This is a genomic window from Teichococcus rhizosphaerae (genome assembly GCF_002631185.1).
Taxonomy (GTDB): domain Bacteria; phylum Pseudomonadota; class Alphaproteobacteria; order Acetobacterales; family Acetobacteraceae; genus Pseudoroseomonas; species Pseudoroseomonas rhizosphaerae.
The window spans coordinates 54,573-77,203 of record NZ_PDNU01000010.1; the positions used below are offsets into that span (position 1 = coordinate 54,573).

At 72.2% G+C, this 22,631-nt stretch carries 20 protein-coding genes; 8 read left to right on the forward strand and 12 right to left on the reverse strand.

Features of this window, described 5'->3' with window-relative positions; genetic code table 11:
- Positions 1-72: 72 nt before the first annotated feature.
- A complete protein-coding gene (ggt, locus tag CR162_RS08000; RefSeq protein WP_099095017.1) occupies positions 73-1,689 on the forward strand; it encodes a gamma-glutamyltransferase in 1,617 nt (538 codons plus the stop codon).
- 177 nt (positions 1,690-1,866) lie between these two features.
- Here the strand turns inward: ggt and CR162_RS08005 are convergent, their stop codons facing one another.
- The 3 genes from CR162_RS08005 to CR162_RS08015 all read right to left on the reverse strand — a co-directional run bounded on the left by CR162_RS08005 (position 1,867) and on the right by CR162_RS08015 (position 6,083).
- Complete coding sequence (locus CR162_RS08005; protein WP_099095018.1) at positions 1,867-2,910, reverse strand: phosphotriesterase family protein; 1,044 nt, start codon at positions 2,908-2,910, stop codon at positions 1,867-1,869.
- Positions 2,911-2,950: 40 nt separating this feature from the next.
- Positions 2,951-4,540, reverse strand: a complete 1,590-nt coding sequence (locus CR162_RS08010; RefSeq protein ID WP_099095019.1) for an ABC transporter substrate-binding protein — start codon at positions 4,538-4,540, stop codon at positions 2,951-2,953.
- A 214-nt stretch (positions 4,541-4,754) separates the two neighbouring features.
- The gene (locus CR162_RS08015) at positions 4,755-6,083 is read right to left on the reverse strand and encodes an aspartate aminotransferase family protein (protein ID WP_099095020.1); all 1,329 of its coding nucleotides are present in this window, start codon (positions 6,081-6,083) and stop codon (positions 4,755-4,757) included.
- Positions 6,084-6,238: 155 nt separating this feature from the next.
- Between CR162_RS08015 and CR162_RS08020 the strand changes: the two genes are divergently transcribed.
- The 4 genes from CR162_RS08020 (at position 6,239) to CR162_RS08035 (ending at position 8,444) form a co-directional block, all read left to right on the forward strand.
- A complete protein-coding gene (locus tag CR162_RS08020) occupies positions 6,239-6,979 on the forward strand; it encodes a GntR family transcriptional regulator (protein ID WP_099095021.1) in 741 nt (246 codons plus the stop codon).
- A 41-nt stretch (positions 6,980-7,020) separates the two neighbouring features.
- The gene (locus CR162_RS08025) at positions 7,021-7,263 is read left to right on the forward strand and encodes a type II toxin-antitoxin system Phd/YefM family antitoxin (RefSeq protein WP_099095022.1); all 243 of its coding nucleotides are present in this window, start codon (positions 7,021-7,023) and stop codon (positions 7,261-7,263) included.
- A complete protein-coding gene (locus CR162_RS08030; protein ID WP_099095023.1) occupies positions 7,263-7,652 on the forward strand; it encodes a type II toxin-antitoxin system VapC family toxin in 390 nt (129 codons plus the stop codon). The genes CR162_RS08025 and CR162_RS08030 overlap by 1 nt, the downstream gene beginning before the upstream one ends.
- 96 nt (positions 7,653-7,748) lie before the next feature.
- Positions 7,749-8,444 (forward strand): GntR family transcriptional regulator, encoded by a 696-nt coding sequence (locus tag CR162_RS08035; RefSeq protein ID WP_099095024.1) that lies wholly within the window; start codon positions 7,749-7,751, stop codon positions 8,442-8,444.
- A gap of 32 nt (positions 8,445-8,476) precedes the next feature.
- Here CR162_RS08035 and CR162_RS08040 read toward each other — a convergent pair whose 3' ends face one another.
- On the reverse strand, positions 8,477-9,802 hold the full coding sequence (locus tag CR162_RS08040; protein ID WP_099095025.1) for an aspartate aminotransferase family protein: 1,326 nt from the start codon (positions 9,800-9,802) through the stop codon (positions 8,477-8,479).
- A complete protein-coding gene (locus tag CR162_RS08045) occupies positions 9,799-12,012 on the reverse strand; it encodes a N,N-dimethylformamidase beta subunit family domain-containing protein (protein ID WP_099095026.1) in 2,214 nt (737 codons plus the stop codon). The genes CR162_RS08040 and CR162_RS08045 overlap by 4 nt, the downstream gene beginning before the upstream one ends.
- A gap of 125 nt (positions 12,013-12,137) precedes the next feature.
- On the opposite strand from CR162_RS08045, the gene CR162_RS08050 reads away from it, so the two are divergent.
- Positions 12,138-12,902 (forward strand): IclR family transcriptional regulator, encoded by a 765-nt coding sequence (locus CR162_RS08050; RefSeq protein WP_176559767.1) that lies wholly within the window; start codon positions 12,138-12,140, stop codon positions 12,900-12,902.
- A 9-nt stretch (positions 12,903-12,911) separates the two neighbouring features.
- Here the strand turns inward: CR162_RS08050 and CR162_RS08055 are convergent, their stop codons facing one another.
- Genes CR162_RS08055 through CR162_RS08080 form a run of 6 tightly spaced genes read right to left on the reverse strand, consistent with a single transcriptional unit; the run spans position 12,912 to position 19,381 of the window.
- On the reverse strand, positions 12,912-13,931 hold the full coding sequence (locus tag CR162_RS08055) for a succinylglutamate desuccinylase/aspartoacylase family protein (protein ID WP_099095028.1): 1,020 nt from the start codon (positions 13,929-13,931) through the stop codon (positions 12,912-12,914).
- Positions 13,928-14,950 carry an ABC transporter ATP-binding protein gene (locus CR162_RS08060; protein WP_099095029.1) on the reverse strand — a complete coding sequence of 341 codons (1,023 nt, stop codon included), beginning with the start codon at positions 14,948-14,950 and terminating at the stop codon, positions 13,928-13,930. Before CR162_RS08060 ends, CR162_RS08055 begins: the two co-directional genes overlap by 4 nt.
- Positions 14,947-15,924 carry an ABC transporter ATP-binding protein gene (locus tag CR162_RS08065; RefSeq protein WP_099095030.1) on the reverse strand — a complete coding sequence of 326 codons (978 nt, stop codon included), beginning with the start codon at positions 15,922-15,924 and terminating at the stop codon, positions 14,947-14,949. The genes CR162_RS08060 and CR162_RS08065 overlap by 4 nt, the downstream gene beginning before the upstream one ends.
- On the reverse strand, positions 15,921-16,829 hold the full coding sequence (locus CR162_RS08070; RefSeq protein WP_099095031.1) for an ABC transporter permease: 909 nt from the start codon (positions 16,827-16,829) through the stop codon (positions 15,921-15,923). The genes CR162_RS08065 and CR162_RS08070 overlap by 4 nt, the downstream gene beginning before the upstream one ends.
- Entirely contained in the window at positions 16,822-17,766 is a 945-nt protein-coding gene (locus CR162_RS08075; protein ID WP_245870201.1) for an ABC transporter permease, read from the reverse strand. The genes CR162_RS08070 and CR162_RS08075 overlap by 8 nt, the downstream gene beginning before the upstream one ends.
- Before the next feature lie 25 nt (positions 17,767-17,791).
- Positions 17,792-19,381 carry an ABC transporter substrate-binding protein gene (locus CR162_RS08080; protein ID WP_141563106.1) on the reverse strand — a complete coding sequence of 530 codons (1,590 nt, stop codon included), beginning with the start codon at positions 19,379-19,381 and terminating at the stop codon, positions 17,792-17,794.
- 400 nt (positions 19,382-19,781) lie between these two features.
- Between CR162_RS08080 and CR162_RS08085 the strand changes: the two genes are divergently transcribed.
- Entirely contained in the window at positions 19,782-20,543 is a 762-nt protein-coding gene (locus tag CR162_RS08085) for a class II aldolase/adducin family protein (protein ID WP_099095033.1), read from the forward strand.
- 77 nt (positions 20,544-20,620) lie between these two features.
- Positions 20,621-21,517, forward strand: a complete 897-nt coding sequence (locus CR162_RS08090; protein WP_099095034.1) for an aldose 1-epimerase family protein — start codon at positions 20,621-20,623, stop codon at positions 21,515-21,517.
- A gap of 25 nt (positions 21,518-21,542) precedes the next feature.
- Here the strand turns inward: CR162_RS08090 and CR162_RS08095 are convergent, their stop codons facing one another.
- The gene (locus CR162_RS08095; RefSeq protein WP_099095035.1) at positions 21,543-22,628 is read right to left on the reverse strand and encodes a phosphotransferase family protein; all 1,086 of its coding nucleotides are present in this window, start codon (positions 22,626-22,628) and stop codon (positions 21,543-21,545) included.
- Positions 22,629-22,631 lie beyond the last annotated feature (3 nt).

A 22,631-nucleotide genomic window follows, 5' to 3' on the forward strand; every position in this document is an offset into this window, starting at 1 on the left:
CCTTCCATGGCCCGGCCCTGGCCATGCCGCCCCCGATGCCGGAAAACCGTGCGCAGCGAGCAGGAGGATGCGATGCGCGGAATGGTGGTGGCGGCCCAGCCGGAGGCCGCCGAGGCGGGGGTGGAGATCCTGCGCCAGGGCGGCAACGCGGTGGATGCCGCCATCGCCTGCGCCTTCGCCCAGGGCGTGGTGGACCCGCAGATGTGCGGCATCGGCGGCTTCGGCGCCATGCAGCTCTGCCTGCCCTCGCGCGGCGTGCACACGGTGCTGGAATTCTTCGCCCGCGCGCCCCTGGCGGCGACGGAGGAGATGTGGGCGGACCGCTTCATCGGCCAGTCGCGCGACGGCTTCGTCTTCCTGCTCGACGACCGGCGCAACGACATCGGCTACGGCTCGGTCGGCACGCCGGGCAATGTGGCGGGCTACACCACGGCGCTGGCGCGCTTCGGCACCATGGCCCTGCGCGACGTCATGGCGCCCGCCATCGCCCAGGCGCATCGCGGCGTCATGGTGCGGCCCTACATGCACTACTACTGGGCGCTCGACCATGGCGGCGACGGGCAGGTGAACACGGCCGACAAGCTGCGCTTCAGCGAAACCGGCCGGCGGGTCTATTTCCACGCCGATGGCCGCATGAGGCGGCCCGGCGACATGCTCCGCAACCCGGACATGGCGCGCACTCTGGAGCGCATCGCCGAGGGCGGCGCGGAGGCCTTCTACACGGGCGACATCGCGCGCGAGATGGCGGCCGACATGGCGGCGAATGGCGGCCTCGTCACGGCGGAGGACCTCGCCGCCTACCGGGTGCGGGAAAAGGCGCCGGTCTGGGGGCGCTACCGCGGGCTGCGCGTCGCCTCCAACCCGCCGCCGGCGGGGGGTGGCTCGCTGATCGAGCTGCTGCACGTCCTGGAGCATTTCGACCTCGCGGCCCTGCCGCATAACGGCCCGGAGCACCTGCGCATCCTGGCCGAGGCGATGAAGTGGATGACCATCGACAAGGACCGCCACATGGGCGACCCGGACTTCGTCGAAGTGCCGCTCGACCGCCTGCTCTCGGGCGGATACGCGGCGGAGCTGGCGGCGCGCATCCGGGCGGGCGAGGTGGCGCGGGTGCCGCGCGCCGGGGAGCCGGGGCCCAAGGACCCGCCGGACACCACGGTGGCCTGCGTCATCGACGGCGAGGGCAACGCCGTGTCGCTGACGCATACGCTGGGCATCCCGTCGGGCGTCATCACGCCGGGGCTCGGCTTCATGTACAATGGCTGCATGAGCGGCTTCGACCCGCGCCCCGGGCGCGCCGCCTCCATCGCGCCGGGCAAGAGCCGGGGCAGCGCCATGGCGCCCACCATCGTGTTCGAGGGGGAACGGCCCCGCATCGTCATCGGCGCGCCGGGCGGCACCTACATCGTGCCGGCCATCGCCCAGGCCCTGATGAACGTGATCGACTTCGGCATGAGCATGGCCGAGGCCGTGGCGGCGCCGCGCATCGTGGCGCTGAGCGACACCATCGACATCGCCAACCGCATCCCCCAGGGCATCGCGCGGGCGCTGGAGGGGATGGGCTACCCCGTGGCGCGCTCCTACCAGAGCCACGCCTTCGGCGCGCCGCACGGCCTGCGGGTGCTGCCGGACGGGCGGATCGAGGGCGGCGCCGACCCGCAGCGGGACGGCATGGCCCTGGCGGCCTGAGGACGAGGGAGGGACCGGGCCTGCCGGCCGGACCCTTCGCCCGCCCGCAGAAAGCCGATAATTGATCTTATGGAAATTATCCTGGCCGGCCAGGGGCGGCACCCACCCTGGCGCGCCGGACTTCCCAGAGCCGGCGCGCCAGGGCACGGGAAGGACGGGGCCCTTCCCGCGGCCGCCTCAGACGAAGGTCAGCAGCCGCCGCGGGGTGCCCACCATGATGGCGTCGATCTCCGCCTCGCTGAAGCCGCGCCGGCGCATCAGCGGGATGACCTTCTTGTAGATATGCGCGTAGCCATGGCCGCCGAACTCGGTCATCTGCACGATGTGGCAGATGTCGTGGCTGATGACGACCTGGTCGCCATGCCCGCGGTCGATCACCTTGCGGATGTCGCGCAGCCGCCCGGCATCGTTGGGCAGGTCGATGTCCGGGTTGGGCTGGTAGTAGCAGCTTTCCTGCCCGAACAGGTCCCATTCCAGGATGACGCCGGCATCGGCCAGGCGGAACAGCCGGTCGTCGTCGAAGATGGTGCGGTCGATGTGGTCGATGATGGTGAGCGACAGATCCGCGCCGTGCTCGCGCAGGAACTCCACCAGCATCCACGGGTGGTCCTGGTGCCGGGCGGGATGGATGGTCAGCGCCGCGCCGGTTTCCTGCTGCGCCAGGCAGGCGGCGTGCAGCATCTTCTTCTCGAGGTCGGTCCAGGGCCACTGGCAGCCGATCTCGCCGAGCAGCCCGGCGCGCACATCCGTGCCCCAGGCGCCGAGCTGGATCTGGTCCGCCATCTCCCGCGCCAGCTCGTCCACGCTCCGGTGCTCGTTGGCCGGGTCCTGGTAGTCATGGACGTAGTGGCCGCAGCCCATCACGATATGGGCGCCGCTGTCGCGCGCGGCCTGGGCCAGCCCCTCGGGATCGGGCATCAGCCCGCCGATGGTCAGCTCGACGATGGTGCGGCCGCCATGCTGCACCACCTCGGCCGCCGCGCGCGTGGCCACGCCGACATCGAGCTGCGTCGAGTTGCGGTAGTCCTTGACCGTGCGGGTCTGCAGGTCCCACCACTGGCCGAGGTCCAGCTCCTTCAGCGGCTCGCCGCGCGCGGGCGGCGGCGTGATGTTCCAGATCAGGTGCTCGTGCATCAGGGTCGAGCCCAGCCCGGCCGGGTCGATCAGACCCAGCACCGTCTGCGCCTTGCCCCGCATCTCGTCGCGCGTCAGCCTCGCCATGTCGTCCTGTCTCTCCTTGCTCGATGGGTTCCGCGCCGCCTCAGCCACGCCGGACGTTCCACGCATAGGGCGCGGTGCCGGTCAGGAAGCCGCTCAGGTCGGTGCGGTAGGCGGTCCGCATGAAGAACTGGCCCAGCGGAATGATCGGCGCCTGCTCGAAGGAGGCGCGCTGGATGCGCTCGGCGACGGCGGCGCGGGTGGCGTCGTCCGGCGCGTTGAGCCATTCCTCCGCCATCCGCTCCACGGCGGCGTTCTCGTACCAGCCGAACCAGCCCTTGTCCCCCTGGCCGCGCAGCACCGGGTTGATCGCCGGGGTGTAGATGGAGAGCGCGGGCCACCAGGTGTGGAAGATGCTCCACCCCCCCTGCTCCACCGGCGCGCGGCTGGCGCGGCGCTGCACCACCGAGCCCCAGTCGGTTTCCACCAGCTCCACATTCATGCCGAGGCGGCGCAGCAGGTCGGCCGTCACCAGCCCGAAGGGCGCCATGCTCGGCATGTCGGAAGGATTGAGGATGACGACGCGCTCGCCCTTGTAGCCCGCCTCGCGCAGCATCGCCTTGACGCGGTCGAGGTCGCGCGGGCCTTGCAGCGGCTCGGAGCCGGCGTCGGTGCCGTAGGGCGTGCCGCAGGGCCACATGGAGGGGCAGCGGCGGAACAGCTCCGGGTCGTTCGCCGTCACCGCGCGCAGATAGTCCTCCTGCTCGGTGGTGTGGAGGATGGCGTGGCGGATGGCCGGCTTGTCGAAGGGCGCGTGCAGGCAGTTGAAGCGCAGCGTCCCGATATAGCCCATCGGGTCGTTGACGGCGACCTTCACGCGGCGGTTCCGCTGCAGGAGCGGCGCGAGATCCGGATGCACCTGGTCCCACCAGTCGATCTCGCCGGCCTGCAACGCGCCGGCGGCGGTCGCCGCATCGGGCATCACATGCCACTCGATGCGGTCGAAATGCGCCACCTTGCCGCCGCTGGTGCGCTGCGGCGCCTCCTGGCGCGGCACGTAGCCCTCGAAGCGCGCATAGGCGACGCGGCTGCCGGAAACATATTCGTCGGGCAGGAAGCGGTAGGGGCCGGAGCCCACCATCTCCGGCACCTGCTTGAACGGATCGGTGCGCGCCAGGCGCTCGGGCATCATGAAGGGGATGACGGCGGCGCTCTTGCCGAGCGCCTCCAGCATCAGCGGGAAGGGCCGGTGCAGGCGGATGCGGAGCGTGCGGTCATCCGCCACGCCCCATTCCGCCACGCGCGCGGCGAGGAACTGGCCGAAGGGGTCGCGCCGCGTCCAGCGCTCCAGGCTGGCGGCGCAGTCCCGCGCCAGCACGCGCTCGCCATCGTGCCAGCGCAGGCCCTCGCGCAGCCGCACCTCCCAGGTCAGGCCGTCCTGCGAGACGGTGTGGCCCTCGGCCATCTGCGGCCGCACGCGCAGCGCGTCGTCCAGGCCGTAGAGCGTGTCGAAGACGTTGTAGCCATGGTTGGTGGTGACGGCTGCGGTGGTCCAGAGCGGGTCCAGCGCCGTCAGGTTGGCCTGCGGCACGAAGCGCAGCACGCGCGCGGCGGAGCCCGCCGCGAGGGATGGCCGGGCCAGCCCGGCGGCGGCGATGCCGGCGGCGGCCCCGATGAATTGACGACGATGCATCCTTGCTCTCCTGGAGTTCCCAACACGGCCGCCATGCGCCCGGCGTTCCCCGGCATGTCGGACGGCGTTTTCCTGTCGTTCCGGCCTTTGCGGCCTTGTTCGTGCAAGCTCGTTCGTTCCGGGAGCCGCCGCGCGGGCGGCCATCGCCGGAGGCGGCTATTGCCAGGGCCAGCGCATCATCAGCCGGCCAGCGCCCCCAGCACCCACCTCCGCATCAGGAGCCGACCCCGCCGGCGCGCAGCAGCTCGGCGCGGGATTCGGCGAACTCGCCCACGGCGGAAACGAAGCGGTCCAGATCCGCCTCGCCCACCGGCAGGCTCAGCGCCACCATGCCGCGCCGCGCCAGGTAGAGGCCGGCCGCCATCATGTCGAAGAAGAACAGCTCGCGCAGGCCCTCCTCCCCGGCTGTCGCGGCATAGGGCCGGTCCGGCAGGGGGCGGCGGAAATGCACCGTCATCATCGAGCCGAGGCCGGTGAAGCCCAGCGGCAGCCCCGCCGCCTCGCCCACCGCGTTCAGCCGCGCGCGCAGCGCCTCGCCGCGCGCATACAGCGCCTCGGCCGCCTCGGCGGTGAAGATCTCGCCCATCGCGACGGAACCGGCGGCCATGGTCAGCACGTTGTTGTTGAAGGTGCCGGCATGCGGGACCTTGCTCTCGAACTGCGCCATGATGTCCGCCCGGCCGCCGAAGGCGCCGAAGCTCATGCCGCCGCCGATATACTTGCCGAGGCAGGTCATGTCCGGCGTGATGCCGAGCCGCGCCTGCAGCCCGCCGCCCGACATGCGCGAGGTCATCACCTCGTCGAAGATCAGCACGGCGCCGGTCTCGTCGGCCAGGGCGCGCAGCGTGGCGAGGAACGTTTTGGTGGCCGGGATGCAGCCGCCGCCGCCCAGCATGGGCTCGACGATGATCGCCGCGAGGTCCTGCGCGTGGGCGCGGGCGAGGCGCGTGGCCTCGGCGCTGTCGTTGTAGGGGGTGGGCAGGAAGGGCAGCGGCAGGGTGGCCGGGCTCGGGCCTGCCAGCGGGAAGGTCAGCACGCCGCCATGGTAGCCGCCCTGCATCACCATGATGGTGTTGCGCCCGGTGAAGCCGCGCGCCGCCGTCAGCGCCATCAGGTTGGCCTCGGTGCCGCTGTTTGTGAAGCGCAGCCGCTCCAGCGAGGGGAAACGGCCGCAGAGCAGGCGCGCCAGCCGCTCCTCCCCCTGCCCCACCGCGGCGAGGTTGATGCCGCCCTCCAGCGTGGCGTGCAGCACCTTGTGGATGCGCGGCTCGGAATGGCCGAACAGCCCCGCCGTGTATTCGCCGCAAAGGTCGAGATAGGCATGGCCGTCGATGTCCCACAGCCGGCAGTCCTCGCCGCGCTGCATGGCGGCGGGGAACGGCGCGTAGGCAAGCACGGAGCGCGTGTTGCCGCCGGGCATCACCTCCGTGGCCCGCCGGTGCAGGTCGGCGCTGCGGGGCCTGGCGGCGGCATAGGCCGCGCGCGCCTCCTCCAGCGCGGTGCCGAGGTCGCTGTTGCGGCGCAAGGTGGTGGCCGAGCTCATGCGGGTCTCTCCAGCTGCGCGGCGCGGCCCCGGCAGCCCCTGACTGCCTTTCGGTCCCGCGCACGCTAAACAGGGTGTGACGGGCTGGATCGGTGCCAACGCCATCTCAACAGGAATGCTATTGTGATCACGAAATGCCAGCAATAGGAATCTCAATGAGCCTGCCAATACCGGATGCCGCATCGCCGCCCCTGGAGGAGCAGGCCTATCGCCGGCTTCGGCAGGCGCTGGTCGAGGGCACCTTCGCGCCGGGCGACAAGCTGTCCCTGCGGCGCGTCGCGGCCTCGCTCGGCACCAGCCCGATGCCGGTGCGCGCGGCGCTGCGCCGGCTGGCGGCGGAGCAGGCGCTGGACCTCACCCCGTCCGGCACCGCCATCGTGCCCCGGCTGAGCCGGGCGGCCTTCGTGGAGCTGGGGGAGGTGCGCGCGGCGCTGGAGCCGCTCGCCCTGCGCCTCGCAGCGCCCCGGCTGGGCGGCGCCACGCTGGCCAGGCTGGAGCGGCTGCTGGGGGAGCACGCGGCGGTGCGCGCCAGCGGCCGGCCCGAAGACTTCCTGCGGGTGGACCGCGAGTTCCTCTTCACCCTCTACCGCGAGGCCGATGCGCCGCTGCTGCTGGGCATGATCGAGGGGCTGTGGCTGCGGCGCGGCCCGCTGTTCTGGGAAGCGCGCTGGGTGCTGATGGGCCGGCCGGCGGAAAGCGCCCACCGCCACGCCCAGATCCTCGCCGCCCTTCGCCGGGGCCAGGGCGCCGCCGCGGCGCGCGAGCTGGAGGCGGAGATCCGCGACGCCACGGCCTTCCTGCTGGAGGAGCTCCGCTTCGCGGGCGACGCGGAGCCGGGGCTGGAGGGGCTGCCGCTGCTGCGCGCCCTTCCCGCCGATGCGACCAGACTGGACTAAGGCCGCCTCCTTGTCCTATCCAACACCGAGGAGGACCCGCCATGCCGACGGTCAACATCCACGCCGCCAAGACGCATCTTTCCCGGCTGGTCGATGCCGCGGCGGGGGGGGAGGAAATCCTCATCGCGCGCGCCGGGCGGCCGGTTGCCCGGCTGGTGCCGCTGGAGGACAGGGCTGTCCGCCCGCGCCGGCGCCTCGGGCGGCTGGCGGGCCAGGTGAGCGTTCCCGGGGATTTCGACGCGCCGCTGCCGGAGGAGGTCCTCGCCGGCTTCGAGGGGCGCTGATGCGGCTGCTGCTGGACACGCATGTGCTGCTCTGGGCCCTGGCCACGCCCGAACGGCTGGGACCGGACATCCGGGCCGTGCTGGAGGAGCCGGAGAACGAGGTGCTGTTCAGCGCCGCGAGCCTGTGGGAGATCGCCATCAAGGCGCGGCTCGGCCGGCCGGACTTCGCCTTCGACCCGGGGCAGGTCTTCCGCGCGGCGCTCGACACCGGCTTTGTCGAGCTGCCCGTGCGCGCCGCCGCCGCCATGCTGGTGGCGGGCCTGCCGCGGCACCACCGCGACCCGTTCGATCATCTGCTGATCGCCCAGGCCATGGCCGAGCCGGCGCGGCTCTACACGGCCGATCCCCTGCTGCCGCCCTATTCCGAACTGGTCGTGCTGGTCCGCTGAGCGCGCCGCACGGTTTGTCCGTCAATCTTCCGGTCGGGCGGCCCGCCGGGCTAGGATGGGGGCCGGACCGCAACCGGAGGGGGCGACGGACCGCCGATGACCAAGGACATGGCCCTGCGCGTGGTGCCCCGGCCGATGCGCAAGCAGGTCGAGGAGGGCCTGCGCGACGCCATCATGACCGGCCGCTTCGCGCCCGGCCAGCACCTGCCCGACCGCCTGCTCTGCGAGCTGTTCGGCGCCAGCCGCAGCGTGGTGCGCGAGGCGGTGCGGCTGCTCGAGGCGGAGGGGCTGGTCACCACCTATCCCAATCGCGGCCCCTTCGTCAGCTTCCTCTCGCCCGCCGAGGCGGAACAGGTCTACGAGGTGCGCGGCGTGCTGGAGGCGCTGGCGGGCGAGGGCTTCGCGCAGCGCGCCTCGGCGGGCGAGCGGGCCGAGCTGCGCCGCGTCCTCGAGGCGCTGGCCGCCCTGCCGCCGCGGGGCGCCGACCAGGCGGCGCTGCTCGCCCTGAAGCGGGAATTCTACGAGGTGCTGATGCGCGGCTGCCGCAATCCGCTGGTGGCCCGCATGTTCGAGACCATCATCAACCGCAACGCCCAGCTCCGCGCCACCTCCCTGTCCGATCCCGGGCGGCTGAGCGGCACCGTGGCCGAGCTGCGCCGCGTGGTGGAGGCGATCGAGGCGCGGGACGCGGCGGGCGCCTGGCAGGCCTGCCGCGACCATGTCCGCAGCGCCGCCGAGGTGGCGCTGCGCATCCTGCGCGAGCATGAGCGGGCGGCCCGCGCCACGGGCTGACGGCGTGGCGGCGTGGCGGTTCGGGCGCGGCCTCAGGCCAGCGCCCGGTCCACCGCCTCGCCCAGCCGCTCCACGATGCGGTCGATGTCCTCCGGCCCCGCGATGTAGGGCGGCGCGATGATCACATGGTCGCCCACGCGGCCGTCGATGGTGCCGCCCATCGGGTAGATCATCACCCCCGCCGCCATGGCGGCGTCCTTCACCGCCTCGTTCACCTTGCGCGCGGGATCGAAGCTGCGGCGGCTGGCGCGGTCCTCGACGAATTCGAGCGCCCAGAACAGGCCGCGCCCGCGGATGTCGCCCACATGCGCGTGGTTGCCGAAGCGCTCATGCAGCCCCGCCTCCAGCCGCCCCCCCATGGCCCGCACATTGGCCAGCAGGTCGTCCTCGCGGATGATGCGCTGCACGGCCAACGCCGCCGCGCAGGCCACGGGATGCGCCTGGTAGGTATGGCCGTGCTTGAACGCGCCCGAGCCTTCCGCCAGGGCCCGCACGATCCTGCCCTGCGCCAGGATGGCGCCGATCGGCTGGTAGCCGCCGCCCAGCCCCTTGGCGATGGTCTGGATGTCGGGCGTCACGCCTTCCTGCTCCCAGGCGTGCAGCGTGCCGGAGCGGCCCATGCCGCACATCACCTCGTCGAGGATCAGCAGCGCGCCGTGCCGGTCGCACACCTCCCGCATGGCCGGGAAATAGCCCGGCAGGGCAGTGACGCAGCCCGTGGTGGCGCCGACGATGGGCTCGGCCACGAAGGCGGCCACCCTGTCCGGCCCGAGGCGCTGGAACTCGGCCTCCAGCTCGGCGGCGAGGCGCGCGACGTAGTCGGCGTCGCTCTCCCCCTCCCCCTGGAAGCGATAGGCGAAGCAGGGCGAGACATGGCTGAAGCAGCCGGCCAGGATCGGCTCATAGGGCTCGCGGCGGGCCATGTTGCCGCCGAGGCCGAGCGCGCCCAGCGTGTTGCCGTGGTAGCTCTGCCGCCGCGCGATGAAGCGGTCCCGCCGCGGCTGGCCGATCTCCAGGAAGTATTGCCGCGCCAGCTTCAGCGCCGCCTCCATCGCCTCCGAGCCGGAGGAGACGAAATAGGCGTGAGTGAGGCCGCCCGGGCTTTCGCCCACCAGCAGCTCGGCCAGCTCCTCGGCCGCCTCGCAGGTGAAGAAGACGGTGTGCGCATAGGCGATCTGCCGCGCCTGCTCGGTGATGGCCCGCACCACCCGCTCGTCGCCATGGCCGATGCAGGCGACGGCGGCGCCGCCCGAGGCGTCGATCACCGGCGGCCCTTCCGCGCCCCGCACCATCAGCCCCTGGCCCGAGACGGCCAGCAGCGGGTCCTTGCGCAGGCTGCGGTGCAGGATGCGGCTCATGACAGGCTCTCCGATGCGAAGCGGGTGACGACGTTGCGCAGCAGGCGCGAGACGGAATTGTCGAAGTTGTTGTGCGGCAGGCTGCCGCAGAAGGTGATGGAGCCGGTGGAGAACACCGCGCCGCCCTGCGCCGTCTCGAAATAGACGATCTCCGCGCGGACCAGCGCGGCGGGCTTCTCGCCCGTCACGGTGTTGACGTGGGAAAGCAGCTCCTCCGGCACCGCCACGAAATGCGCCTGGTGCCCTTCCGAGCGCGCCAGGATGCGCAGGTTGGGCGGCGAGCCCTGGGCGGGGTCGGCGCGGTCCAGCTCGAAGCCGGCGGCACCGCCGCCCGAAAGGCCGAAATCGCCGATGACCTCCTCCTCGATGCCCTCGAAGATCCAGGCCAGCCCCGGCTCGCGCGAGGCCGGCAGGCGGCGGTAATGCGAGCCCTCGAACAGGCCCTGGCTGGAGAAGCCGACGCCGGCCAGCATCTGCGGCGGCCGCCCGTTGCGGCGCCAAAGGCCGCCATAGCCGCCGTCGAGCTGCTGGTAGTATTCGCCCGCATCGGCCGCCCAGGCGCGGATGCCGCCCTCGGCGCGCCGCACCTCGATGACGTGCGGCAGGTCCGGCCGCCGCGCCACGCGCCAGTAGAAGCCGTTGCCGCCGAGATAGCAGAGCCGCCCGCCCGTGCCGACATAGTCCCGCAGCGCGTCCAGCGTGCCGATGGTGTGGTATTCGGGGTGGGAGCCGGTCAGCACCACCTTGTAGGGGCGCAGCAGCTCCACCCCCTCATTGTCGAGATCCTCGTCGGTGATGATGTCCATCCCGATGCCGAGCGCGTCGGCCCAGGCGATCAGGTGGGTGTCGGCCGGGTAGTGGCGCAGGCCCGAGCCGCGCGCGTCGTTGAAGGTGAGGAAGCCCGGCCGCCAGGTCAGGATGGGGCGCAGCCGGGAGGAGAGCGAGACGCCGCTGTTGTCCGGGTGCCGGTTGTAGGTGGAATGGGCGTAGTCCGCATGGTCCTGCGGGTTGTGCGGATAGGCGCCCCATTCGGCGCGGCGGGCGCGGTAGGCCTCATCGGCATTGCCGCGCGAATGGTTGGCATAGGCCTGGTAGGTGAAGGTGGAGGCGAGGAAGGCCACGCGCGCCGTGGCCGTGCCGCGCGGCGGCAGCACATAGAACGGGATGATGTCCTCCTGCCCGGCGCCGCCCTCCGCGCCCGCGGCGCGCAGCCGCACGCCATAGGCGCCGCTCGGGAGATCCGCCGGGATCTCCACGTGGAAGTCCGTTTCCCAGCCGCAATCGGCGAGGTCGTCGGCGTGGAAGTGGATGGCGGCGTAGTGGCGCGGCGCCTGGGTCCAGCTCATCGCGCTGCCATCCCAGCGGGAGCCGCGCACGGCGCGCGTGGGCAGGTTCACCAGCCTGCCGTGCAGCCCGCGCGCGCCACGGTCGATGACGGATTGCGTGTCGATGCCGATGGAGAAGTCCCACCAGGCCAGCAGGCCCGGCCCCTCCACCGGTCCCTCAGCCGATCCGGCCGGCGTGGCGCCGCCCGTGGCGATGAACGGGTCCTCGATGCGGCCATCGAACACCGACCGCGCCGCGCCCCCGCCCCAGGCGGCGCCGATGCTGAGCGGCGCGGCGGGCAAGGCGTCAAGGCCGGGGCCATGCGCCTCGGCGCTGCCGGCATCGCCCTCCGCGCCCCAAATGCCGCGCAGCGGCGCCTGCGTCAGGCGCAGCGTGCCATTCCCCGCCTCCAGCGTCAGCGCGTACCAGCCGCGGAGCCGCGGCGGCGCGGCCAGGGCGCAGCGGACCACGCCCCCCGCCCCGCGCGCCTCGAACACCGGGCCCTCCCTGGAAAGGCAGAGCCGCCAGCCATGGCCGGCTTCATCCTCCCGCGCCATCAGCACGGCGGGGCGGTCCGCCAGCAGCCAGGGCTGCACGCGCAGGCCGATGGTCAGCCGCCGCGGCAGCGCCACCCCCTCCATCGCCGCCACCAGCGCGCAGGAGCCGACATGCGTGGGCTGGAAGCGGCCCGGATAGCGGCCCGCGAAGGCGGCCTGCACGGGGCGCAGGATCATCCCCGGCCCCGCCGGGTTCGGATCGCCCGAGATGACCCGCACCAGATCGGCCTCGTAGCCGCCCGGCAGGGTGGTGGAGACCTTCACCGCCAGCCTTTCGCCGGGGCGGGCGGAGACGCGGTCGAGATAGCCGGTGAGCGGAACCGTCATGGCGTCCTTTCACGGATCGAGCCCGGGGCGCACAGGACAGGACGCGCCGGCAACAATGTCAATATGCGGGAGCCGCTCCCACAATGCGGGATTTACGGGCGCGCCCCGCCTGCTATCCTCGGCGCGTGACGACCCATGACCCCGATGGCGTGCCGACCGCCGTGCGCAAGAGCTTCCAGATCCTGGAGGCGGTGGCCGCCGCGCCGCGCCCGCTCTCGGGCCAGGCCCTGGCCGAGCGGCTCGGGCTGACGCGCTCCACCCTGTCCCGCCTGGCGCTGAGCCTGGCGGCGCTGGGCTATCTGGAGCGGCTGGAACGCGGCGGCTGGCAGCTCGGCCCGGCGGCGCTGCGGCTCGGCCTGTCGCGCCTGGCGCAGCTCGACATCCGCAGCGTGGCGGCGCCGCTGATGCGCGCGCTGAGCGAGGCGATCGACCTGCCCGTCGATCTCGCCATGCCGGTGGGCGACGAGATGCTGCATTTCGAGCTGGCGCAGATGGCGGGCCAGGTGGTGGTGGCGAGCGGGATGGGCGCGCGCCTGCCCACCGCCCGCACGGCGCTCGGCCATGCCGCCCTCTTCGCCATGGAGCGGCGCCGGCGGGCGGAGACGATGGAGCGGCTGCGCCAGTGGGCGGGCGCGGACTGGCCGGCGCAGCAGGCCTCGATCCTCCGCTCGTTCCGGCAGCTCGAGGAGCGGGGCTTCTGCATCGTCATCGGCCAGCTGCGGCCTGATGTCGCGGCGGTGGGCGCGCCGCTGACCGACCCGCGCGGCCAGGGCGTGTTCAGCTTCAGCTGCTCCCTGATCGGCCAGGCGCCGGAGGAGGGGCGGCTGGAGGCGGCGGGGCCGCACCTGCTGGAGATGATCCGGCAGGTGAGCGCCCGCCTCGGCGGCTGAGGGCCGGCCTCAGCCCGGCATGGCGCTGCCGAGCACGAAGAGGCAGTCGCCGCGCAGGCTGCGGCCGGGGTGGCGCTTGCACAGCACCAGCCCGTCGATCGGGAAGCGGTATTCCTGCGGCGGCTTCCACGGCGTCTCGGGGGTGTGGAGCAGGGCGGCGGGCTGGCCGGCGCGCACCGCCTCCCCGAGATCCGCCAGCGGCTCGAACAGCCCCGGCTCCTCGGCATAGACGAAGTGCTCCTGCCCGCCCACGGCCACGATGCGCGTCTCGGGCGCGTCGATGCGCCGGCCGGGGGGCAGGATGCCGAGATGGACGAGCAGGTTGCGCACCCCCCGCTCGGCGATGGCCAGCCCCTCGCGCGAGACGGCGCCCGCCCCGCCCAGCTCGCTGCCGAGGCTCGGGATGCCGAGCCGCTCGGCGACGCCGCCCAGCGTCTGGTTGCCGCCCTGCCCCTGGGCGCGGCCCTGCACATAGGCGAGCGGCGCGCCGAACGCCTTCAGCGCCGCGAGTTGCTTTCCGTACAGCGCGTCGTCCGCGGCGCGGTTGGTGAGCGCGCAGGGCGCGTAGAGCAGCGACGAGCCGCCCGAATGCAGGTCGCACACGAAGTCGGCGCGCGGGATGAGCTGCTCGGCGATGAACCAGGCGATCTGCTGCGTCACGCTGCCATCGGGGTCGCCGGGGAAGATGCGGTTGAGGTTGAGGTTGTCCACCGGCGAGACGCGGTTGCCGGCCATGGCGGCCGGGTAGTTGGCGGTGGGCAGCAGGATGACGCGGCCCGTGATCTGCTCGGGCTTGAGGGAGCGGGCGAGGTTGCTGACCGCCACCTGCCCCTCATACTCGTCGCCATGGTTGCCGGAAACGAACAGCGCTGTCGGTCCCGCCCCGTTGCGGATCACCACGATCGGGATGGGCAGGAAGCCATAGGCCGAGGCGTGAGAGGAATGGAACAGCCGCAGATAGCCGGTCTGCACCCCATCCCTGTCGAAATCGACGTCGCAGAGGATGCGGGTTCGGGCGGTCTGGCTCATGCGGCGGCTTCCTCCAGGGTGGCGGGGCGGTGCTGCGGGTCGTGCAGGTGGCAGGCGGTCATGTGGCCGGGCGCGTATTCGCGGAGCGGCGGCGGGACGCTGCGGCAGACCTCCATGGCGAAGGGGCAGCGCGTGTGGAAGCGGCAGCCCGGCGGCAGGTTGAGCGCGCTCGGCATCTCCCCCTCCACGCGCAGCCGCGCGGCACGGCGGGCGGCGCGCCCGGCGGGGTGCGGCGCCGGCACGGCGGCGATCAGCGCCTGGGTGTAGGGGTGCATCGGCGCGTCGTAGATCGCGGCCTTGGGCGCGATCTCCACCACCCGGCCGAGATACATCACCGCCACGCGGTCCGAGATGTGGCGCACCACCGAGAGATCGTGCGCGATGAACAGGTAGGTCAGCCGCATCTCCCGCTGCAGGTCCTGCAGCAGGTTGACGATCTGCGCCTGCACCGAGACGTCGAGCGCCGAGACCGCCTCGTCGCAGACGATGAAGCTCGGCTTCAGCACCAGCGCGCGGGCGATGCCGATGCGCTGGCGCTGGCCGCCCGAGAACTCGTGCGGAAAGCGCAGCGCCGCCCGCCGCGGCAGCCCCACGAGGTCCAGCATCTCCGCCACGCGCTGGCGCGACGCGGCATCGGGGCGCGCGCCGTGGATCACCATGGGCTCCATGACGATGTCCTCCACCGCCATGCGCGGGTTGAGGGCGCCATAGGGGTCCTGGAAGATGATCTGCATGGCGCGCCGCGTGGCGCGCAGCCGGGCGGGGGAAAGGCCGGTGATGTCGGTGCCGTCGAACAGCACCTGCCCGTCCGAGGGCTCGATCAGCCGGATCAGCAGCCGGCCGAGGGTGGACTTGCCGCAGCCGGATTCCCCCACAAGCCCCAGCGTCTCGCCGGGCATGATGCGGAGATCGACGCCGTCCACCGCGCGCAGCGTCTCGCCCGGCCGGCGGAACAGCCCGCCGCCGCCCAGGGTGAAGTGCTTGCGGAGCGCCACGGCCTCGACCAGCGGCCGCGTCATGCCGGCACCTCGGCCGTGGCGCGGATGCAGGCGACGTGGTGCGCCGGCCCCTGCGGGTCGAGCGGCGGGATGGCGGCGGCGCAGGCCGGCACCGCCAGGCCGCAGCGGGGGCGGAAGCGGCAGCCCGAGGGGCGGCGGGAGGGCTCGGGCAGGCTGCCCGGGATGGCCACCAGCCGCGGCTTCTCGGCCGAGAGGGAGGGCACGCAGTCGAGCAGCCCGCGCGTGTAGGGGTGCAGCGGCGCGTCGAACAGGGTCTCCACCGGCGCCTGCTCCACCACGCGGCCGGCATACATCACCATCACCCGGTCCGCCGTCTCGGCCACGACGCCCATGTTGTGGGTGATGATCATGATGGCCATGCCGAACTCGTCGCGCAGGTCCATCAGCAGGTCGAGGATCTGCGCCTGGATGGTGACGTCGAGCGCGGTGGTCGGCTCGTCGGCGATCAGCAGGCGCGGGTTGCAGGCCAGCGCCATGGCGATCATCACGCGCTGGCGCTGGCCGCCCGAGAGCTGGTGCGGGTAGTCGTCCATCCGCCGCGCGGGGGACGGGATGCCGACCTTCTCCAGCATCCGCACCGCCCGGTCGCGCAGCGCGCGGGGGGAGAGGCGCTCATGCGCGCGGATCGTCTCCATGATCTGCTCGCCGATGCGGAAGACCGGGTTCAGCGAGGTCATCGGCTCCTGGAAGATCATGGCGATGCCGGGGCCGCGGATCCTCTGCATCTGCCGGTCGGACAGGCCGACCAGCTCCTGCCCCGCGAAGCGCACCGAGCCGGAAGCGATGCGCGCCGGCGGGCTGGGCAGCAGCCCCATCACGGTCAGCGCCGTGACGCTCTTGCCGCTGCCGCTCTCGCCCACGATGCCGAGGATCTCGCCCTCCTCCAGGCTGAAGCTGATGTCCTCGACGGCGGTGATCTCGCCGCGCTCCGTCTGGAAGGCGGTGGTGAGGCCGCGGATGTCGAGCAGGCTCATTGCTGGATCCTCAGCCTCGGGTCGAGCACGTCGCGCAGGCCGTCGCCCAGCATGTTGAGGCCGAGCACCGTGATCATCAGCGTCACGCCGGGGATGGCGATGATCCAGGGCGCGTCGCGCATGAAGTCCCGCCCCTCGGCCATGATGTTGCCCCAGGTCGGCGTCGGCGGCACGGCGCCGAGGCCCAGGAAGGAGAGCGTGGCCTCCGACAGCACCGCATAGGCGAACAGGAAGGAAAGCTGCACGATCATCGGCGCCATGGCGTTGGGCAGGATGTGGTGGCGCAGGATGCGCCAGTGCCCGGCGCCGGCCGCCACGGCGGCCTGCACGTATTCCATCTCCCGCAGCACGATGACGGAGGCGCGGACGATGCGGGCGGTGCGCGGGATGTAGACGATGCCCAGCGCCAGGATGACGTTGGCGGTGGAGGGCCCCAGCATGGCGGTAACGCCGATGGCGAGCAGGATGGCGGGAAAGGCCATCAGCGCGTCGTTGACCCGCATCAGGACGTTGTCGAGCCGGCGGAAATAGCCCGCCGCCGCGCCGATCAGCGTGCCGAACACGGCGTTCAGCGCCACCACCGAGATGCCGATGATCACGGAAAGCCGCGCGCCCCACACCACCCGCGACCACAGGCTGCGGCCGAAATTGTCGGTCCCCATCACCCAGTCGCCGCCGGGGGGGAGGAACTTGTTGCGCATGGACAGGCGGTTGGGGTTGGCGTCCGTGATCCAGGGCGCCGCCGCCGCCATGAAGGCGATGATGCCGAACAGCACCAGCCCGGTGACGAAGAGGCGGTGCCGGAACAGCCGGCGCAGCGTGGCCCAGCCCGGGTGCCGCCGCCCCGGCTCGGCCTCCGGCTCCGCCAGCGCGGCCTCCAGCTTCAGGGCTCCCGTCTCACTCATAGCGCACCCTGGGGTCCAGGAAGGCATACAGCATGTCGATGCCGATGTTGACGAGCACGAGGAAGGCCGTGACCAGCAGCAGCCCGCCCTGCACCAGCGGGTAGTCGCGGTTCAGCACCGCCTGGGTCAGCAGCCCGCCGATGCCGGGGATGGAGAACAGCGCCTCCGTCACCACCGCGCCGGACAGCAGCAGGCTGATGATGATGCCGACCACGGTGGTGATCGGGATCAGCGCGTTGGCGAGGGCGTGCTTGAACACCACCTGCCGCGCCGGCAGCCCCTTGGCGCGGGCGGTGCGGATGTAGTCCTGCCGCATCACCTCCAGCATGGTGGAGCGGGTGATGCGCGCCAGCAGCCCCGCCTGGAGCATGGCCAGCGAGATGGCGGGCATGGTGCTGCTGCGCAGCCAGCCCAGCGGGTCCTCGGTGAAGGGGATGTAGCCGCCCGTGGGCAGCCAGCCGAGCCGCACCGAGAACAGGATGATCATCAGCAGGCCGAGGAAGAAGTTCGGCACCGAGATGCCGATCATGGCGAACATCATGGCGAGCTGGTCGACCGCCGTGTTCTGCCGCAGCGCGGCGACGATGCCGGCCAGCAGGCCGATGATCAGCGTCAGCACCAGCGCGTAGGCGGACAGCCCGAGCGTCACCGGCAGCCGCTCGAAGGTGACCGCCACCACGCCCTTGCCCATCAGGATCGAGCGGCCGAGATCGCCCTGCAGCAGCCCGCCATACCAGTGGAGGAGCTGCATGAGGAAGGGCTCGTCCAGCCCGAGATCGGCGCGGATCTGCTCGATCTCGCGCTGCGTGGCGGAAAGCCCGGCGATGGCGGCGGCGGGGTCGCCGGGGATCAGCCGCATCATCCCGAAGGTGATGAGGCTGACCAGCAGCAGCACCGGCACCGCGCTGCCGACGCGGCGGAGGGCGACGCCGATCACGGCCCGCCCCTTTCCGCCTCACCCCTCATGGCTTGATCCAGACATTGCTGAAGCGCGGGATGCGGAAGGGGCGGAAGTTCTGCACGTTGGCGCGCACCGCCTGCACCTTGGTGAGCGAGCCGAAGGGGTAGGCATAGGCCCGCTCCAGCACGAGCTTCTGCATCCGCGCGAAGGCCGCGTTGCGTTCCGCCTCGGTGGGCTTGGTGTTCATGTCGGACCACGCGGCCTCGACCTCGGGGTCGGGCTTGTCGTCGCGCGGGCGGTAGTTGGCGCCGGGCGCGGCCAGGAACTGCATGGTGGCGAGCGCGCCGAGCGCCGGCTGGGTGCCCCAGCCGCTGTGGAAGAAGTGCCACTCGGTGCTGTTGACCTTCTGCGACATCTGCACGGAGGTCGGCCAGTCCACCACCTTCAGCTCGGCCTTGATGCCCACGGCCTGCATCTGCTGCTGCATGACCAGCGCCGCGTTGTACATCGGCGCGTAGTCGCGGTTGGTGAGGATGACGATGGGCTCGCCCTTGTAGCCCGACTCCCGGAGCAGCTTCTGCGCCCGCTCGGGGTCGTTGATGTTGTAGGTCTCCTTGCCCGCGTCGGTGTAGCTGGGCTGGTTCGGGTACTGGAAGCCCACGTTCAGCGTGTAGTTGTTGTCGGTCGCCGCATCCATGATGTCCTCCATCCCGAGCGCGGCCTGGACGGCCTGCCGGAACCTGAGGTTGCTGGTCGGCGCGTGGGCGGTGTTGGGCAGCGCGATCTGGATCCACCAGTTCTTCAGCGGCAGCACGGTGACGTTGGGGTTCTTCCGCATCGCCTCGACGGATTGCGTCGGGATGTCCTCGACACCCTGCAGCTCGCCCGTTTCCAGCCCCGCCACGCGCGCCGAGGCCTCGGTCACGATGCGGAAGGTCACGGTGTCGAGGCAGGCCTGCTTGTAGCCGCCGAAGCCCGTCGCCTCCTCGAAGGCGGCGTTGGGCCTGTAGTTGTCGAAGCGCGCCAGCCGCGCATGGCTGCCGGGGACGAACTCCACCAGCCGGAACGGGCCGGTGCCGACGGGGCGGAGCTGCTGCGGCGCGTCGTCCTTGTGCTCGGCGGGAATGATCACGATCGGCACGCTGAAGGAGGACAGCGCCTCGATGAAGGTCGGCTGCACCTTGGACATGCGGATGACGAAGGTGGCCGGGTCCGGCGTTTCCCAGCCCGCCACGTTGTCGAGCGTGCTGCGCTGCAACCCGATGCGCTTGTAGCGGTCGAAGGAGGCCGCCACATCGGCCGAGGTCATCGGCTTGCCGTTGTGGAAGGAGATGCCCTGCCGCAACCGGAAGGTGTAGGCGAGCCGGTCGGCCGATTCCTCGAAGCTCTCGGCCAGCTCGGCGATCGGCTTGTTGTTCTCGTCCCGCGTCACCAGCGACTCATAGATGTTCATCGCGATGTTGCGCGTCGAGATGGTGCTGGACGTCATCTGGTCCAGGCTGTTGACGTTGGCCTCCTGGCCGAAGACCAGGTTGCCGCCCCTGCTCGGGCAGGCAAAGGGCGCCGCGGCGGCCGGGCCGGCCGGAAGGATGGCCGGGAGGATGGAAAGGCTGGCCGCGAGCAGCGCCGGCGCGGCGCATCCTGTCGTCAAGGCACGCTTCATCGTCATTCCCCCGGTGGCTGGCTGGCCTTCTGGCCGGCGATGGCTGGACGGGATCGTCGGAGCATGGCGCTTCAAGGCTGCCGGTGAGCGGCGCGGCGCGTCAATCGGAATCCAGGCCCTTCGCTTCCATCGCGCGCGTCATTCGCGCCGCTGAACGCGCTGCGTTGCACAAGGGCTGGTCGCCCTGCCCGCTTGCGCGCCGGTCCGGAACGCGCGCGCCGTTCCGCCTCCCGCACCTTGGGAATCTCCCGCGCCCCGCATCGATCTCGCGAAGCGGGGCGTCGCGCGGCGCAATTGCCGCTTGCCATCCGGCCTCCCCGCGCCGATCCTCGCCGCGCTTACGGTGTTTCCGCCAGGGGCGCGCCCCGCGCCCGCAGGGGAGATCTGCATGGCCACGACGATCCAGAGCCTCAGCCGCAGCGCCGAGGAAGAGGCGGAATGGGCGATGCGCCGGGACATGGCGGCGGTGTTCCGCGTCGCCGCCCGGCTCGGCTGGAACGAGCACATCGGCAACCACAACAGCCTGATGCTGCCGGGCAGCGCGCCGCGCTTCCTGATCAATCCGCGCGGCCACCTGTTCCAGGAGCTGCGCGCGAGCGACCTCATCATCTGCGACCTCGACGGGCGCGTGCTGCAGGGCCGGGGCGAGCTGCGCAAGGTCGCCTTCCACATCCATGCGCGCATCCACCTGCAGAACCCCGCCGCCGCCTGCGTGGTGCATGTGCATCCGCGCTGGCTCACCGCCCTGTCCCTGCTGCGGGATGCCGAGCTGGCGCTGTCGCACCACAACAACCTGCTGCTCAACGACCGCATCGTCTATGACCGCGAGGGCGACGAGCCGGTCCATCAGAACGAGGAGGGCGACCGCATCGCCCGGCTGATGGGCGACAAGACGGTCATGGTGATGCGCGGGCATGGCGTCACCGTGGTCGGGCCCACCGTGCACGACGCCTTCGACGAATGCTACATCGCCGAGCGCACCGCCATGTACCAGATGACGGCGATGCAGACCGGCCAGCCCCTGCACCGCCTGCCCGACCGGCTGCGCCGCAACCACCACGGCGCCTGGGGCGAGAAGCTGGACGCGCGGCTCCACCTCGATGCCTGGCGCCGCATCCTCGACCGCGAGGAGCCCGACTACGCCCAGTAGGGGCGACGCCGGCCACGCGGATTCCATGGTCCGGCGTTCCGTGCCATGAGTGCGGCCCGCCGCCCGGGAGCCGCGCCATGGACGACAACCTTCTTCTGCTGCGCAGCGGCGACGCGACGCTGGCCCTCGCCCGCCGCGGCGCCGAGCCGCGCTCCTGGCGCGTGAGCGGCCAGGAGCTGCTCTGGAACGCCGATCCCGCCTGGTGGCCGAGGAGCTCTCCCGTGCTGTTCCCCGTGGTCGGCTGGTGCCGGGGAAAGGAGATCCGCCACGAGGGGCGCGCCTATCCGATGGATGTCCATGGCTTCGCCGCCGACAGCCTGTTCGAGGCCGCCCCGCGCGGGCCGGACGGGGCGAGCCTCACGCTCCGCGACAGCGGCGAAAGCCGGGCCCGCTTCCCCTTCCCCTTCCGCCTCACCCTGACCTACCGGCTGTGGCCGCGCGGCTTCTCCGCCCGCTTCGAGATCCACAATCCGGGCGCGCGGCCGCTGCCCTATGCGGTGGGCCTCCATCCCGGCTTCCTTTGGGACCCGGACGAGCCGGGCGCGGAAGGCCATTCCCTCCGCTTCGGCCGCGAGGAACGTCCGGAGGTGCCCGAGATCGCGCCCGGCGGGCTGTTCTCCGCGCAATGGCGGGCCGTGCCGCTGGACGGGCGGCGCCTGCCGCTCGGCCGCGCGCTGCTGGCGCGGGAGGCGGTCTGCTTCCTCGGCCTGCGGAGCCGGGCGGTGTGCTTCCGCAACGGCGCGCGCGGCGGCATCCTCCTCCGGCTGGAGGATTTCCCGCACCTGGCCCTGTGGTCGCCACCCGGCGCGCCCTTTCTGTGCCTGGAAGCCTGGACGGGGCATGGCGACCCGGAAGGCTTCACCGGCGAGCTGTCCGCCAAGCCCTCGATGCGCTGGCTGCCGCCGGGCGGGACGGGGCGGCACCGCGTCTCCTTCCGCTTCCTGCCGCCCGCCGGGCCGGGGCCGGCGGGCTGAGCGGCGCGAGAAGGGTGGCGGCGCCTCAGCCGGCGCCACGCCCCTCCATGCGTCGCGCGATGGCCCAGGCGGCCTCCGCCATGTTCCGGTAGCGGTCCCGGTAGCCGATGGCGCGCGGATCGGCGGCGTTGCCGTCCAGCGCCCGCTTCCACACCCCCGCCACGATGGAGGCGAGGCGGAACATCGAGAAGATGATGAAGACGTCGAGGTCGCGCGGCACGGGCCGGCCGGCGGCGCGGGCGTATTCGGCGACGAAGGCGTCCTGGTCGGGGATGCCGGTGGCCGAGAAATCCTCGCCCAGCAGGCCGGTGGCGCCGGTCGGGCCGGGGGCCATGTGGTAGGTCAGGCAGGCATAGCCGAGATCGGCCAGCGGGTGGCCGAGCGTCGCCAGCTCCCAGTCCAGCACCGCCACCACGCGCGGCTCGGTGGGGTGGATGATGACGTTGCCCAGGCGGTAGTCGCCATGGGCGATGGTGGTCTCCTCATCCGCCGGCAGGTGGCGCGGCAGCCACTCGGCCAGCTTCTCCATCTCCGGCATCTCCTCCACCTGGGCGGCGTGCCACTGGCGGGTCCAGCGCTCCACCTGGCGGGCCATGTAGCGCTCCGGCTTGCCGAAATCGGCGAGGCCGGCGGCGCGCCAGTCCACCGCGTGCAGCGCCGCCAGCACCCGCGCCAGGTCCTGGTAGATGGCGGCACGCTCCTCCGGCGTGCCGCTGCGCATCACCCGGTCGGGGAAGATGCGGCCAGGGACGTGGTCCATCAGGAAGAAGGGCGTGCCGATCACCCCGGCATCCTCGCAGAGCCAGCGCATGGCCGGCACCGGCACGCCGCTGCCCTGTAGTGCCTGCATCGCCCGGTATTCGCGCTCCACCGCGTGCGCGCTGGGCAGCAGCTTGCCCGGCGGCTTCTTGCGCAGCACATAGTCGCCGGCCGCCGTCGCCACATGGAAGGTGGGGTTGGACTGGCCGCCCTGGAACTGGCGGATGGCGACCTCGCCCTCGAAGCCCGGCAGCTTCCCCGCGAGGTGGCGCCGCAGCGCCGCCTCGTCGAAGCGGTGGTTCTCCAGCACCGGCACCAGAGCGGGGGCGCCCGCCAGGGTGGCGTCCGCCATGGC

What these genes read in the sequence shown, in the direction of transcription:
- CR162_RS08030 (WP_099095023.1), top strand. Translation starts at nt 7,263, where the DNA reads ATGCGGCTGCTGCTGGACACGCATGTGCTGCTCTGGGCCCTGGCCACG.
- CR162_RS08065 (WP_099095030.1), bottom strand. Translation starts at nt 15,924, where the DNA reads ATGAGCCTGCTCGACATCCGCGGCCTCACCACCGCCTTCCAGACGGAG.
- CR162_RS08005 (WP_099095018.1), bottom strand. Translation starts at nt 2,910, where the DNA reads ATGGCGAGGCTGACGCGCGACGAGATGCGGGGCAAGGCGCAGACGGTG.
- CR162_RS08085 (WP_099095033.1), top strand. Translation starts at nt 19,782, where the DNA reads ATGGCCACGACGATCCAGAGCCTCAGCCGCAGCGCCGAGGAAGAGGCG.
- CR162_RS08015 (WP_099095020.1), bottom strand. Translation starts at nt 6,083, where the DNA reads ATGAGCTCGGCCACCACCTTGCGCCGCAACAGCGACCTCGGCACCGCG.
- CR162_RS08070 (WP_099095031.1), bottom strand. Translation starts at nt 16,829, where the DNA reads ATGAGTGAGACGGGAGCCCTGAAGCTGGAGGCCGCGCTGGCGGAGCCG.
- ggt (WP_099095017.1), top strand. Translation starts at nt 73, where the DNA reads ATGCGCGGAATGGTGGTGGCGGCCCAGCCGGAGGCCGCCGAGGCGGGG.
- CR162_RS08040 (WP_099095025.1), bottom strand. Translation starts at nt 9,802, where the DNA reads ATGAGCCGCATCCTGCACCGCAGCCTGCGCAAGGACCCGCTGCTGGCC.
- CR162_RS08025 (WP_099095022.1), top strand. Translation starts at nt 7,021, where the DNA reads ATGCCGACGGTCAACATCCACGCCGCCAAGACGCATCTTTCCCGGCTG.
- CR162_RS08020 (WP_099095021.1), top strand. Translation starts at nt 6,239, where the DNA reads ATGAGCCTGCCAATACCGGATGCCGCATCGCCGCCCCTGGAGGAGCAG.
- CR162_RS08060 (WP_099095029.1), bottom strand. Translation starts at nt 14,950, where the DNA reads ATGACGCGGCCGCTGGTCGAGGCCGTGGCGCTCCGCAAGCACTTCACC.
- CR162_RS08090 (WP_099095034.1), top strand. Translation starts at nt 20,621, where the DNA reads ATGGACGACAACCTTCTTCTGCTGCGCAGCGGCGACGCGACGCTGGCC.
- CR162_RS08095 (WP_099095035.1), bottom strand. Translation starts at nt 22,628, where the DNA reads ATGGCGGACGCCACCCTGGCGGGCGCCCCCGCTCTGGTGCCGGTGCTG.
- CR162_RS08045 (WP_099095026.1), bottom strand. Translation starts at nt 12,012, where the DNA reads ATGACGGTTCCGCTCACCGGCTATCTCGACCGCGTCTCCGCCCGCCCC.
- CR162_RS08010 (WP_099095019.1), bottom strand. Translation starts at nt 4,540, where the DNA reads ATGCATCGTCGTCAATTCATCGGGGCCGCCGCCGGCATCGCCGCCGCC.
- CR162_RS08055 (WP_099095028.1), bottom strand. Translation starts at nt 13,931, where the DNA reads ATGAGCCAGACCGCCCGAACCCGCATCCTCTGCGACGTCGATTTCGAC.
- CR162_RS08035 (WP_099095024.1), top strand. Translation starts at nt 7,749, where the DNA reads ATGACCAAGGACATGGCCCTGCGCGTGGTGCCCCGGCCGATGCGCAAG.